We start from the raw sequence: 13,793 nt of genomic DNA, 5'->3' as shown, positions 1-13,793 counted from the left end.
TAGCTTCGTGGGAGGGGTAGATCTGGTACCAGATCGAGTAGCCAGAATCCGATGCAGGAATCGCATCGTGGTCTAGCCTGGAGCCGCAATGCCCATCGTCCACGACTGGCTGGCCCGGCGGGCTTCGCTCGCCCCGGAGCGCACGGCGCTCGTTGATTCGCTCCGGGGTGGGCGGCGCGTCTCGTGGGCGGAGTGGAATGACTCCGCCCACCGGACCGCGCTGCTGCTTCGTGACCTGGGCGTGGGCCTGGGGGACCGCGTCGCGGTGCTCGCCTACAACGGCGTGGAGACGCTGGACCTCGTGTTCGCCTGCGCCAAGCTGGGCGCCGTGCTCCAGCCGCTCAACTGGCGCCTGGGCGTGGAGGAACTCCACGGCCTGCTCTCCGATGTCGCCCCCTCCGTCGTCTGCTTCGGGCCGGAGTTCCGCGCTCAAGCGGACGCCTTGCGCCCCCGGCACCATGCGCATTGGATCTGCCTGACGGATCCGCTCTTTTCCTCCCGTGACGAACTGACCGGCGCGCTGCCCTCCATCGAACTGGAGGCGGATGCTCCCTGGGTGCTGTGCTCCACCGGCGGGAGCACCGGGCTTCCGAAGTCCGCCGTGCTTACGCATGGCTCGCTCACCGCCAATGCCGTGAACACCGTCGTCAGTTGGGGCCTCACCCAGGACGACGTGGCGCTGCTCAACGCGCCCCTGTTCCACACCGGCGGCCTCAACGTCTTCACGCTGCCCCTGGTGTACGCGGGCGGTGCCTCCGTCGTGTGCCGTGCCTTCGACGTGGCGCAGTGCTTCGACCTCATCCACTCGGGCTCCGTGAACCTCGTGTTCGGCGTGCCCACCATGTTCATCGAGATGCAGCGGCATCCTCGCTTCGAGGCCGTGGACTTCTCCCGCCTCAAGCTGCTCATCAGCGGCGGTGCGCCCTGTCCCGCCCCCGTCTTCGAGCGCTTCTTCGCTCGCGGCATCTCCTTCCGCACCGGCTATGGCCTCACCGAGGGCGGCCCCAACAACTTCTTCCTCCCCGACGCCGTCATGCGCTCGCACCCGGGCTTCGTCGGCGTGCCCCTCTTCCACGTCGAAGCGCGCATCGACGGTGAACAGCGCCCCGGTGACGTGGGCGAGCTGCTCCTTCGCGGCCCCCACCTGTGCGCCGGCTACTGGCGCCGCCCGGAGGAGACCGCCCGCGCCTTCGTGGACGGCTGGCTCCACACCGGCGACCTGGCCTCCCGCGATGCCGACGGTCTCTTCCGCATCGAGGGCCGCGCCAAGGACCTCATCATCTCCGGCGGCGAGAACATCCACCCCTCCGAGGTCGAGAGCGTCCTCGCCGGCCACCCCGACGTCGCCGAGGTCGCCGTCATCGGCGTCCCCGACCCCAAGTGGGGCGAAGTCCCACGCGCCCTCGTCGTCCCCCGGCCCGGTGCGGCCCCCACCCTGGAGGCGCTCACGGCCTTCTGCTCGGGCCGGCTTGCCCGTTACAAGCTGCCCCGGACGCTGCGGCTGCTGGAGGCCCTGCCTCGCACCCCGGCGGGCAAGGTGGACCGGCGGGCGCTCACCCGGCTGCACGGCGAGCCCTGAATTTCCGTTCGTTGCGGCCGTCCCCCTGGGATGTGCCGCCGGACCTGCGTCCGTAATATTTCGTCATGGGCCCGTAGCCCCCTGGAAATGTAGGGGTGAGAGGTTGCAGGTCGCGGCCCGGAGGCGGACCGCATCCCTCGCGGAGACCCGACCCATGGAGACGACCCCACGCCCCACGCCCTCCGAGGAGGCCACCATCCAGGTGCTCCTCGTCGAGGACGATGAACGTCTGGCGCGGCTCACCGCCCGGTACCTCCAGGAGCACGGCATCATCGTCACCGTCTCCGCCTCCGGCACCGACGCGCTCCTCCAGACGTCCCGCCACACCTACGACGTCATCCTCCTGGACCTCATGCTCCCCGGCCGCGACGGCCTGGAGGTCTGCCGCGAGCTGCGCACCCGCACGGACGTCCCCATCATCATGCTCACCGCGCGCGGCGAGGAGGCCGACCGTGTCCTCGGCCTCGAGTCCGGCGCGGACGACTACCTGCCCAAGCCCTACTCGTCGCGCGAGCTGCTCGCCCGCATCCGCGCCCAGGTGCGCCGCGCTCGCGGCAAGGTGGGCCCCACCAGCCACCCCGTGCACGCGGGCCGCCTGGTGCTGGACCCGCGCAGCCTGAGCGCGTCCCTGGACGGCAAGCCGCTGTCCCTCACCACCTACGAATTCAGCCTGCTGCGCGTCCTGGCCGAGCGCGCCGGCCGCGTCCTCAGCCGTGAGCAATTGCTCGACCTGGTGAAGGGCAGCGCGGACGAGGTGTTCGACCGCTCGGTGGACGTGCACATCTTCCGCCTGCGTCAGAAGCTGGAGGTGGACCCCCGTAACCCGCGCCTGCTCAAGACGGTCCGCGGTGCCGGCTACATGCTGGCCACCGAGCCCGAGGCGGAGTCGTGAAGTTCTTCCGTCTGCCCATGGGCCTGCTCCCCCGCATCTACCTGGTGGGGGTCATCCAGATTCTCCTCGTGGGCGTGTCGCTCATGCTCGCGCGCGACCTCCTGCGCAACGAGTCCTGGCGCAACCGCTTCGACGACGAGCTGTCCTACTTCGTCGACGAGTGGTCCGCCCTGCGCGACAACCCCGCGGAGCTCCAGGCGTCGCTCGAACGCGCCCAGCAGCGCATGGGCATGCGCGTCACCCTGCGCGCCGCGGACGGGACGCTGCTCGGCAACACGCGGCCGGACCCGGTGCCCGCGCTCAGGCCCGAGGAACTCTCCGCCATCAGCTCGCGCGTCACCCGCAGCGGCCCGCGTGGACCGTTCCCCGGGGCTGGCAGCGGCCCGGGCCGCATGCTGGTGGTGAGCCCCTACCCGGGCCCCATCCAGGTCTATGCCGCCGTGTCCCTGCCCCCGCCGCCGCCACCGCCGGACGGCGACCGGCAGACGGCCATCATCGTGGGGCTCGTGCTGGCGTGTACCGCCATCACCTCCGTTGTCTTCGCACGCACGCTCGCGGGCCCGCTGGAGAAGCTGGCGTCCGCGGCGCGCGCGTTCGGCGCAGGGCGGCTGGACGTGCGCGCGGGCCTGCGCCGCAAGGACGAGCTGGGCCTGGTGTCCGAGGCCTTCGACGAGATGGCCGGCCGCATCACCCAGTTGCTGCGCTCGCAGAAGGAGCTGCTCGCCAATGTGTCGCACGAGCTGCGCACGCCCCTGTCGCGCATCCGCGTGGCGCTAGACCTGGCCGCGGAGGGTGACGCGCAGACCGCGCGCGAGCTGTTGCCCGACATCACCGAGGACCTGTCGGAGCTGGAGCGCCTGGTGTCGGACGTGCTCACCACGTCCCGCCTGGAGCTGGTGACGGAGGGCGCGAGCGGCGTGCCCCCCTTGCGCCTGGAGCGCGTGGACGCGAACGCGCTCCTGGACAAGGCCGTCACCCGCTTCCACACCGCCCGGCCGAAGCACCGGCTGGAGGTCCAGGTGGACGGCACGCTGCCCACGCTGGAGGCGGACCCCGTGCTGCTGCGGCGCGTGTTGGACAACCTGCTCGACAACGCGGGGAAATACTCGGAGCCCGGCACCACCGTGAAGCTGCACGCCCGGGCGGCGGGCGACAGCCTCCAGGTGGACATCCAGGACCAGGGCATCGGCATCGAAGCGCAGGACCTGGAGCGCGTGGGCACGCCCTTCTTCCGCACCGACCGCAGCCGCGCCCGCACCACCGGCGGCGTGGGCCTGGGGCTCGCGCTGGTGCGCCGCATCCTGGATGCGCACCACGGCCGCCTCGCGCTGGAGAGCCAGCCGGGCCAGGGCACCACCGCGCGTGTCGTGCTCCCCGGAGTGGGAGCGGCGGACACACCGGACGGCCGCCTCGCCGCGGGTCATCTTTCGTAATAGAGACGAGATTCGCCGAAACATTTCAAAACGTAGATAAGGGGCATGAAGGCCTTGAGCGAGATGCCGCGGGAAGCGCCGGCCCTGGCGCCGGTGGAGCTGGATGAGGACGAGGGTCGCAAGCGTGGCATTCCGCGCTGGGCCTGGGTCCTGGCCATCCTGGTGGTGGCGGGCGCGGGGGTGTTCTGGCGCATGCGCGCTGGAAACCAGGCGGACGCCGTCACCTACGAGACGACCTCCGCCGAGGCCCGGAAGCTCACGGCCAAGGTGACGGCCACCGGCACCGTGGCGGCGCTGGTGACGGTGCAGGTCGGCAGTCAGGTCTCCGGTCGCATCCAGGAGCTGATGGTCGACTACAACTCCCAGGTGAAGAAGGGGCAGGTCATCGCCCGCATCGACCCGCAGCTGGTGCAGGCCGCGCTGGACCGGGCGAAGGCGAACATGATGGCCTCGCGCGCGAACCTCCAGAAGGCGCGCGTCAACGCGGACGTGGCGAAGAAGCAGGCCGTGCGCTCGCGCGAGCTGCGCGCCCAGCAGTTCATCTCCCAGTCCGAGCTGGAGACGGCGGAGTCCGCCGCCGCCAACGGGCAGGCGGAGGTGACGGCCGCGGAGGGCTCGGTGGCGCAGGCGCAGGCCGCGCTCAACGAGGCGGAGGTGAACCTCAAGTACACGACCATCGTGTCGCCCACGGACGGCATCGTCATCTCGCGCAGCGTGGACGTGGGGCAGACGGTGGCCGCGTCCCTCCAGGCGCCCGTGCTCTTCACCATCGCGGAGGACCTGCGCAAGATGCAGGTCAACACCAGCATCGCGGAAGCGGACGTGGGCAAGCTGCAGCCCGGCCAGAAGGCCACCTTCACCGTGGACGCCTTCCCGGGGGAGACCTTCAACGGCGTCATCCGGCAGATCCGCAACGAGGCCATCACCGTGCAGAACGTGGTGACCTACCTGGCCGTCATCGACGTGCCGAACCCGGACCTGAAGCTCAAGCCGGGCATGACCGCCAACGTGACCATCGTCACGCAGCAGAAGGACCAGGCCCTGTCCGTGCCCAATACGGCATTGCGCTACCGCCCGGTGCCTTCTCCGGACGCGGCCGCGCAGGCCCCGGCACAGCAGGCCCCGGCCGGCATGCGCACCGTCTACGTGCTGCGCCGCCAGCCGGAGCAGAAGCCGCAGCCTGTCGCCGTGCACGTGCGCACCGGCATGACGGACGGCACGTTCACGGAGGTCGTGGAAGGTGAATTGAAGTCCGGTGATCGCGTCATCACCGCCGCGAACTCGCCGGCGGGCTCCACGCCTTCCGCGGCTCCGTCGGGCGCGAGCCCCCTCGGGGGCGGCGGCCGGGGCATGGGCGGCGGGCGCCGGGGCGGATTCTAGGCGCGCGCGGCCGTTCCAATCACAGTCATCTCCACAGGCATCGCGGGCAGGGGAAGGGACAGAGGCAGACCGATGGACGCGGACACGAAGCGGGCACCCCCCGTCATCCAGCTCAACAAAGTGGCGAAGGTGTACAAGTCCGGCGACGTGGAGGTGCGGGCCCTGCGCGGCGTGGACTTCACGGTGGAGTCCGGGGAGTTCGTCTCCATCATGGGCTCCTCCGGTTCGGGCAAGTCCACGCTGATGAACATCCTGGGCTGCCTGGACCGGCCCACCTCCGGTGAGTACCTGCTCAACGGACGCGAGGTGGCCCGCCTGGACCGCGACGGTCTGGCCCGCGTGCGCAACCGCACCCTGGGCTTCGTCTTCCAGAGCTTCAACCTGCTGGCGCGCACCACCGCTCTGGAGAACGTGGAGCTGCCCATGCTCTACGCGGGCGTGCCCGCCAAGGAGCGCCGCGTGCGCGCCAAGGAGGCGCTGGAGCGCGTGGGGCTGGGGGCCCGGCTGGACCACCACCCGAAGCAGCTCTCCGGTGGTCAGCAGCAGCGCGTGGCCATCGCGCGGGCGCTGGTGGGGCGGCCTCGCGTCATCCTCGCGGACGAGCCCACGGGCAACCTGGACTCGCGCACCACGGTGGAGGTGATGGCGCTGTTCCAGCAGTTGCAGAAGGAAGGCATGACGCTGGTGCTGGTGACGCACGAGCCGGACGTGGCCGAGTACACCCAGCGCATCGTGGTGGTGAAGGACGGGCGCATCGTGAACGACAGACGCCAGACGCCGAACCCGGCGGTGGTGCCCGCCGAGGAGGTGGGGACATGAACATCCTGGAGACGCTCGTCCTGGCGCTGCGTGCGCTGTTGCGCTCGAAGACGCGCTCGGTGCTCACCGCGCTGGGCATCATCATCGGCGTGGGCGCGGTCATCGCCATGGTCGCCATTGGCGACGGCGCGAAGGCCAGCGTGCAGAAGGTCTTCGACTCCATGGGCACCAACCTGCTCATCATCCTGCCGGGCTCGTCCAAGTCCGGTGGCGCGCGCGGTGGCTTCGGCAGCCAGCCCACCATCACCTGGGACGACCTGGAGGCCGTGCGCACGCAGTTGTCCACCGTGCGCGGCGCGGCGCCGGAGATGCGCTCCAACGCGCAGGTGTTCAGCGAGGACCAGAACTGGAACACCAGCATCATCGGCACCACGACGGACTACTTCGCCGTGCGCAGCTGGACCATCGCGAAGGGCGCGCACTTCACGGACGCGGACAACGAGGCGGGCGCGAAGGTGGCGGTGCTGGGCCAGACGGTGGTGGACAACCTCTACGGCAAGGGCTTCAACCCCGTGGGGCAGGTCATCCGCATCAACAAGACGCCCTTCACCGTGATGGGCGTGACGGCGCCCAAGGGACAGTCGCCCGTGGGCCAGGACTTCGACAACACGGTGTTCGTGCCGGCCGTCACGTTCAAACGGCAGGTGCAGGCGCAGAGCCTGGGTGCGTACATCACCGGCGCGGTGTTCGTGCAGGCGGCCAGCGCGGACCTCACGGCCAAGGCCCAGACGGACGTGACGAACCTGCTGCGCGAGCGTCACCGCCTGGGCGAGGACGACGCCAACGACTTCGATGTGCGCAACCTGGCGGAGGTGGCCAGCGGCCAGCAGCAGAGCACGGAGACGTTGAGCCTGTTGCTCGCGGCCATCGCGGCGGTGTCGCTGGTGGTGGGCGGCATCGGCATCATGAACATCATGCTGGTGAGCGTCACCGAGCGGACGCGCGAGATTGGCGTGCGCGTGGCGGTGGGCGCGCGGCCGCGAGACATCCTGGCGCAGTTCCTCATCGAGGCGCTGACGCTGGCGGTGCTGGGCGGCATCATCGGCGCGGCCGTGGGCCTGGGCGTGGCGAAGCTGCTCGCCGCGCAGTTCGGCTGGCCCATGCTGGTCCGTCCTGACGTCGCGCTGCTGGCCATCGTGTTCAGCGGCCTGGTTGGGGTCGTCTTCGGGCTGTACCCGGCGCGCAAGGCGAGCCTGTTGGATCCCATCGATGCACTGAGGTACGAGTGATGCGCGCGCTTCCGTTGACGCTTTCGTTGTGCGTCCTGCCCGTGGTCGCGGGGGCCCAGGTGGCCCAGCCCGCCACCCCGCAGGCCCAGGCTCCGGCGACGGCCCCGGCCACCCAGGCCCCGGCCACGACGCCCCAGGCCCCGGCGAAGCCCGTGACGCCTCCGGCCGTGCAGCAGTCCCTGACGATGTCCGCCGCCGAGGGGCGCGTCATCACCCTGGCGGACGCGGAGGCCGCGGCGCGCCAGTACCAGCCGTCGCTGCGCTCGGCGCAGGCGAGCACCGACGCGGCGTACGCCCGGGTGGATCAGTCCTTCTCCAGCTTCCTTCCGCAGGTGAGCGCCAACGCTGGCTACACGCTGGGCACCAGCAACCGGGCCGTCATCCAGAACGTGCCGGGCAGCGACACCGGCGTGGTGTCCAACTCCACGCGGCGCTTCAGCGGCAGCATCGCCGCCAACCAGCTCATCTACGACTTCGGCAAGACGTCAGGCCGCTACAACGCGTCGAAGGAGTCGGCGGGCGCGCAGGAGAACTCGCAGCAGCAGGTGCTCCAGGACGCGCTGCGCAACGTGCGCTCGGCGTACTTCAACGTCCTCACGCAGAAGGCCCTCCTGGGCGTGGCGCGCGAGACGCTCCAGAGCGAGGAGGCCCGGCTCAACCAGGTGAACGCGTCCGTGCAGGTGGGCTCGCGGCCGGAGATAGACCTGCTCCAGCAGCGCACCGCGAAGGCCAACGCGCAGGTGGCGCTCATCCGCGCGCAGAACGCCTATGCCACCGCGAAGGCGCAGCTCAACCAGACCATGGGCGTGGAGACGGCCACCGACTACACCGTGCAGGACGTGACGGTGGCGGCCATCCCGGGCGAGGACGAGGTGCTGGACGCGCTGGTGAAGCGCGCGCTGGAGGCCCGCCCCGACGTCGCCGCGCGCGAGCGGCAGATTTCCGCGCAGGAGTCTCAGGTGAAGGTGACCAAGGCCGGCCACCTGCCATCCTTGAGCGCCTCGGGCAACCTGTCCGACGTGGGGGCGAACCCGTTCAACGACGCCACGCTGAGCGCGCAGGGCGGCATCCAGCTGAGCTGGGCGCTGTTCCAGGGCGGGCTCGTCAACGCGCAGACGCGCGAGGCCAACGCCAACCTGCGCGACCTCCAGGCGCAGAAGGACGCGCTCCGGCAGCAGGTGCGGCTCCAGGTGGAGCAGGCCCGGCTCAACGTGGCGGCCACGCGCGAGGCGCTCACCGCCGCGGACGAGGCCCAGGTGAACGCGCGCGAGCGGCTGCGGCTGGCCGAAGGGCGCTACCGCGCGGGCGTGGGCAACATCATCGAGGTGAGCGACGCGCAGGTGGCCTTCACCAACGCCGCCGCCCAGCAGGTGCAGGCGACGTACGACCTGGCCACCTCCCGCGCGGAGCTGGCGCGCGCGCTGGGCACGGTGGAGTTGACCACCCTGGCCTCGGGGTAGTGACAGCGGTGTATCTGGACGGCACTGAAACATGAGCCAACCCTGAAGGGTGGCAGTGGCGGCAGGACGCCCGAACACCGTAGGAAACGGCGGGTCCAACGTCGTGGGTCACCTCCGGACAAGCCTGGAAACACGCGGCGATGCACCTGTCGGAGGCTGTTTCCAGAGGGCGCTCCGTCTCAAAAGAGCCATGGGTGTCGGGGTTGCCCGGACTCCGAAAGTCCACCTCCCGCGCAGCGACCCTATGGGTGAACAATGGGAGGCTGACCCGGCAAGTTCTGTCTGTCTGCCTCTATACGTCCTATGCCGTCGGCCAAACGTTTCGGGTCGGCAAGCGAAGGCATGGACAAGAAACTCGCAACCACCATCGGCGCATCGGCACGGGTCGCCCGGGGCCGCATGGAGCTTACGCAGGCCGACGTCGCCGAGCGAATCGACGTGGCCACGGAAGTGTACGGCCGCCTCGAACGCGGCGGTATGCTCCCCAGCGTCCAGACCCTGCTGAAGCTGTGTCACGAGCTGCACGTCTCCGCGGACGAGCTGCTGGGACTCGCGGCGCAGGGCGCTCCGCCGTCGCGCGCCAGCGAGGCCCCGCCGCCCACGCCGGAGCGTCCGGAAGTGCGCCGGCTCTTGCGCAGCGTGCGTCAGCTGGATCCCGCCCAGGTGAAGCTGCTGGGCCTGGTGGCCAACGCGCTGACGCGGCGGTAGCCACCCCCACTCCCACTTTCAGAGGTTCGACAGGACGCGATCCAGGTCCGCGGGCCGCACCGGCTTGGTGAGGTGCACGTCGAACCCGGCCTTCAGGGCCTGCTGGTAGGCCTCCGGGTCGCCGTAGCCGCTGAGCGCCACCAGCCGCAGGTTCTGCCCCACGCGCGCGCGCAGTGCCCGGGCCACCTGGTAGCCGTCCAGCCCCGGCAAACCAATGTCCACCAGCGCCAGGTCCGGCGCGTGCTCCAGGGCCAGCGCCACGCCCTGCAGGCCGTCCTGGGCCACCGCCACCTGGTGACCCCACAGCTCCAGCAGGTCGCGCATGGACTGGCGCGCGTCCGAGTTGTCCTCCACCAGGAGGATGCGCCGCGCGCGCCGCGTGTCCAGGAGGTTCGCCCCGGCCGCCAGGGGGGCGCGGTCCGCGGGCAGCAGGGGCAGCCGCACCACGAACTCGCTGCCCTGGCCCGGGCCTCCGCTGGCCGCCTCCACGGTGCCGCCGTGCATCCGCACCAGCGTGCGCACCAGGGTGAGGCCAATGCCCAGGCCCCCGCGTGAGCGCTCCAGGGACGTGTCCGCCTGGGCGAACAGCTCGAACATGGCGGGCAGCTTCTCCGGCGAGATGCCGATGCCGGTGTCCTTCACCCGCAGCACCGCCTGTGCGCTGCCGTCCATGCCCTCCTGGAACAACTCCACGGTGACGCTGCCCTCGTCCGTGTACTTGGCCGCGTTGTCCACCAGGTTGGTGAAGACCTGCTCCAGGCGCGTGGCGTCGCCCTCCAGCCACAGCGGCGCGCGGGGCAGGTGGACCTCCAGCTTCAGGCCTCGGGACTCCACGCGGGGGCGCAGGATGGAGAGCACCTGCTGGAAGGCCGCCGTGAGGCTCACCGGCTCCTTGCGCAGCTCCACCTTGCCCCGGGTGATGCGGCTGACGTCCAGCAGGTCGTCCACCAGCCGCGCCAGGTGGTGCGTCTGGCGCTGGATGATGCCGTGCATCCGCGCTTCCTTGGTGTCCGAGGGCGCCTTGCGCTCCAGGATGCCAATGGACGTCATGATGGCGGCGAGCGGATTGCGCAGCTCGTGGGCCAGCATGGCCAGGAACTCGTCCTTGCGCCGGTCCATCTCGATGAGCTGATCCGTGCGCAGCCGGGCCTGCTGCTCCGCGTGGCGCAGGCGCAACAGCGAGCGCACCGTGGCGATGAGCTCCGACGGCTCATAGGGCTGGGTGAGGTACGCGTCCGCGCCGCCCTCCAGGCCCTGCACCTTCTTGTCCGGTGTGACGAACGTCGCGGACGTGTGCATCACCGCGATGGAGGCCGTGGCCGCGTTGGACCTCAGCCGCGCGCAGACCTCATAGCCGCTGATGTCCGGCAGCTTCACGTCCAGCACGATGACGTCCGGACGGTGCTCCTCCGCCATGAGGAGCGCCGCCATGCCGGTGGCCGCCTCCAGCACGTGGTAGCCGGACATCTCCAGGATGCGGTTGACCAGGTACCGGTTGGCCTCGTCGTCGTTGACGTTGAGGACCGTTGCCAGACGCGACTCCTCAGCCACGGGAGCTCCCATCACGCAGTTCCCGGTTCCCCAGCCCCGCCTTGGACAGCGCGTCGCGGATGCGGGTGATGGCCACCTCCCGGCTGAGCGTGTGCTTGGCCAGGATGGCGGACGTCTCGCGCGCCAGCCGCTGGCGCTCCGGCTCCTGCAGCTGGTGGGAGGTGTGCAGGATGATGGGGATGTCGCGCGTGCGCGGGTCCGCCTTCAGCTCGTCCAGCACGTCGAAGGCGGTGATGTCCGGCAGCACGAAGTCCAGGAAGATGAGGTGGGGGGCGTGCTCGCGCGCGATGCGGACGCCCTCGCGGCCATTGGCCGCCTCCAGCAGCTGGAAGGACGTGTCCTTGAGCAGCTGCTTGAGCAGGTAGCGGTGCACGTCGTCGTCGTCGATGATGAGCACCCGCTCCACCGGCCCGGTGCGCGCCATCGCCGTCAGCTTCTTCTGCAGGCGCACCTCGTCCACGGGCTTGAGCCAGAACTCGTCCGCGCCCAGGGCGCGCGCCTTCTGCTCGCGGTCCGTCACGGTGACGACGAGGACGGGGATGTCGCGCGTCTGCTCCCCGTTCTTCATCTCCGCGAGGAAGCTCCAGCTCGTCTCGCCCTCCAGCATCACGTCCAGCACCATGGCCGCGGGGCGCACGCGCTGCATCACCTTGCGCGCTTCCTCCACGCTGCGCACGGGCAGCACCTGGAAGCCGGAGCGCGCCAGGTACTTCTCGTAGAGGAAGAGCGTCTGGCGGTCGTCCTCCAGCACCAGCACCGGGGCGCGCGAGGGGTCCAGCGTCGCGCTGCGCTGGGTGAGCCCCGTCATCTCCGACACCTCCGGGTGGACGCGCGGCAGGGTGATGACGAAGCTGGCGCCTTCCCCCAGCCGGCTCTGCACGGTGAGCGTGCCACCCAACAGCTCCGTCAGCTTGCGCGCCAGGGGCAGGCCCAGGCCGGTGCCCTTCACGCGCCGCTGCAGGTGGCTGTCCACCTGGATGAACTCCTCGAAGACGCGCTCGTGGTTCTCCGGCGCGATGCCGATGCCCGTGTCCTTCACGGTGAACACCACCGTGTCGCGCGGGCCCCGGGCCGCGGACACCGTGACGGAGCCGGACTCGGTGAACTTGAGCGCGTTGGAGATGAGGTTGCGCATCACCTGGCTGAGCTTGGCCTCGTCCGTCTCCAGCTCCAGGGGCTCCGCCGGCTCCTCGAAGTCGAGCGCCACCGTCGAGTCCGGCGCCACCAGGGGACGCGTCATGCCGCGCATCGCGCTGATGAGGTCGGACGCGACGAAGCGGGTGTGACGCAGCGTCGTCTTGCCGGACTCCACCTTGGACAGGTCCAGGAGGTCGTTGACCAGCTCGAAGAGCGCCTCCGCCGAGCCGCGGATGAACTGGACCTGCTTCTCCTGCTCCGGCGCGAGGTTGCCGTTGAGCGGGTTGAGCAGCACCTTGGACAGCCCGAGGATGGAGTGCAGCGGCGTGCGGAACTCGTGGCTCACGTTGGCCACCACGCGGCTCTTGATTTCGGACGCGCGCTGGAGGCTCTCCGCCTTCTCGTCCAGGGCGGCGTGCAGGGTGCGCACGCCCTTGTTGGACTCCTCCAGCTCGCGGTTGAGGCGGGCCAGCTCCTCCGCGCGGCGCTTGAGCTCGTGCTGCTGGCGCTCCGTCTCGCGGTGGAGCGCGGACAATTCGCCCAGCGTGGTGCTCACCTGGGTGAGCGCGGCGCCGTAGTCCTCCGGCACCAGGCTGCCCACCAGCGCGATGCCGCCCTCGTGCGGCCGGGCGCGGAAGGCGAACGTCGCGGGCTTGTGCTGGCTCTGGAGGATGAGCTCCCAGCTGTCCACGGCCTCCTCGCGCGCCTGCACGAGCAGCTTCTCCACCTTGGTCTCGCTGCCGTGGCTGGCCAGGCTCTTCAGCGTCTGGCCTGGCTTGACGTCCAGGAGGCGCGCGGCGCGCTCGTCGCGCCAGACGACGGTGCCTTCCGCATCGCAGGCCAACGCCAGCTCGCGGCTGAGGGATTCGAAGATCCCGGAGGCGCGGTCGTCTTCCTTCATCATGAGTGGGTCTCCTCCCACGAATCGGGCATCCGTGCGAGCAACGTCAGAGCTTCAGGGGGGCCGTCCTCCAGGGCCGCCCTCAAGGCGTCCAGGAGGTGGGGAAGGGTCAGGGGGGACAGTCCCCGTTGGGGCCAGAAGCCCGCGTACCACTGGAGATGGGCGCTCCACAGGTCGTCGCGACCCAGGGCGAGCGCATCCGAGAGATAGGACAGTTGGAGCCGCACCTCTTGTTCCAGGCGGGGGCGGCTTCCGGCGGGAAGCGGGCCCTCCGTCCGCCGGACGACCGCGCTGATGATGGCGGCGGCGTCGGACGCCACGGCGTGGGCGGGCCCTTCTTTGTACCGCAGGGCCTGGCGGGCGGACTGGACGTAGGAGTGGGGCAGGGAGTCCGGGCCGAAGCCCTCCGCCTGGAGCGCGCGGGCGAGCCCTTCGAAGTGCTGATCCAGGTGCACCGAGCACATGCCGCGCGTGACGAGCAGGGTGCGCAGCCAGCGCGCGTAGTCCTCGAGGATGGCGGGGCGCGCCGCGTCCAGCGCTTGCACGAGGTAGCGCACGTGGAAGACGGCGTCCTCGTCACCGAAGCGGCGGGCGCGCTGGATGCCGTAGCGCGCGGCCCAGAACGGATCCTCGTACAAAGCTCGAACAGAGGCGGAAGCGAGCGGCGTGGTCCGCGCTTCCACCTGGAGGCTCACGTGCGGCAT

At 70.4% G+C, this 13,793-nt stretch carries 11 protein-coding genes; 8 read left to right on the top strand and 3 right to left on the bottom strand.

Translation table 11 applies throughout. The features are described from left to right. Nucleotides 1-88: 88 nt before the first annotated feature. From D7X30_RS24660 to D7X30_RS24625, 8 genes are all read left to right on the top strand, one after another. Nucleotides 89-1,579: a long-chain fatty acid--CoA ligase gene (locus D7X30_RS24660; protein WP_120565406.1), complete on the top strand. Its 1,491-nt coding sequence runs from the start codon at nt 89-91 to the stop codon at nt 1,577-1,579. A gap of 154 nt (nt 1,580-1,733) precedes the next feature. After that, nucleotides 1,734-2,471 (top strand): response regulator transcription factor, encoded by a 738-nt coding sequence (locus D7X30_RS24655; RefSeq protein ID WP_120565405.1) that lies wholly within the window; start codon nt 1,734-1,736, stop codon nt 2,469-2,471. Beyond that, complete coding sequence (locus D7X30_RS24650; RefSeq protein WP_120565404.1) at nt 2,468-3,904, top strand: HAMP domain-containing sensor histidine kinase; 1,437 nt, start codon at nt 2,468-2,470, stop codon at nt 3,902-3,904. The genes D7X30_RS24655 and D7X30_RS24650 overlap by 4 nt, the downstream gene beginning before the upstream one ends. A 45-nt stretch (nt 3,905-3,949) precedes the next feature. Then, nucleotides 3,950-5,284: an efflux RND transporter periplasmic adaptor subunit gene (locus D7X30_RS24645; RefSeq protein ID WP_120565403.1), complete on the top strand. Its 1,335-nt coding sequence runs from the start codon at nt 3,950-3,952 to the stop codon at nt 5,282-5,284. A gap of 72 nt (nt 5,285-5,356) precedes the next feature. Then, a complete protein-coding gene (locus D7X30_RS24640) occupies nt 5,357-6,103 on the top strand; it encodes an ABC transporter ATP-binding protein (protein WP_120565402.1) in 747 nt (248 codons plus the stop codon). Then, nucleotides 6,100-7,332, top strand: coding sequence for an ABC transporter permease (locus D7X30_RS24635; protein ID WP_120565401.1), 1,233 nt, complete (start codon nt 6,100-6,102; stop codon nt 7,330-7,332). The genes D7X30_RS24640 and D7X30_RS24635 overlap by 4 nt, the downstream gene beginning before the upstream one ends. Continuing rightward, a complete protein-coding gene (locus D7X30_RS24630; protein WP_120565400.1) occupies nt 7,332-8,792 on the top strand; it encodes a TolC family protein in 1,461 nt (486 codons plus the stop codon). The genes D7X30_RS24635 and D7X30_RS24630 overlap by 1 nt, the downstream gene beginning before the upstream one ends. A gap of 342 nt (nt 8,793-9,134) precedes the next feature. Beyond that, nucleotides 9,135-9,500, top strand: coding sequence for a helix-turn-helix transcriptional regulator (locus D7X30_RS24625; RefSeq protein WP_120559818.1), 366 nt, complete (start codon nt 9,135-9,137; stop codon nt 9,498-9,500). A gap of 18 nt (nt 9,501-9,518) precedes the next feature. Here the strand turns inward: D7X30_RS24625 and D7X30_RS24620 are convergent, their stop codons facing one another. Genes D7X30_RS24620 through D7X30_RS24610 form a run of 3 tightly spaced genes read right to left on the bottom strand, consistent with a single transcriptional unit; the run spans nt 9,519 to nt 13,793 of the window. After that, entirely contained in the window at nt 9,519-11,051 is a 1,533-nt protein-coding gene (locus D7X30_RS24620; protein WP_370051605.1) for a response regulator, read from the bottom strand. Next, nucleotides 11,044-13,092 (bottom strand): hybrid sensor histidine kinase/response regulator, encoded by a 2,049-nt coding sequence (locus tag D7X30_RS24615; RefSeq protein ID WP_120565398.1) that lies wholly within the window; start codon nt 13,090-13,092, stop codon nt 11,044-11,046. Before D7X30_RS24615 ends, D7X30_RS24620 begins: the two co-directional genes overlap by 8 nt. Continuing rightward, nucleotides 13,089-13,793, bottom strand: coding sequence for a hypothetical protein (locus D7X30_RS24610; protein ID WP_120565397.1), 705 nt, complete (start codon nt 13,791-13,793; stop codon nt 13,089-13,091). The genes D7X30_RS24615 and D7X30_RS24610 overlap by 4 nt, the downstream gene beginning before the upstream one ends.

The sequence above is a fragment of the Corallococcus sp. AB011P genome (genome assembly GCF_003611605.1).
GTDB classification, from domain to species: Bacteria; Myxococcota; Myxococcia; order Myxococcales; family Myxococcaceae; genus Corallococcus; species Corallococcus coralloides.
The sequence above is the reverse complement of the archived record's forward strand: the minus strand, read 5'-3'. Positions and strand labels throughout refer to the sequence as shown.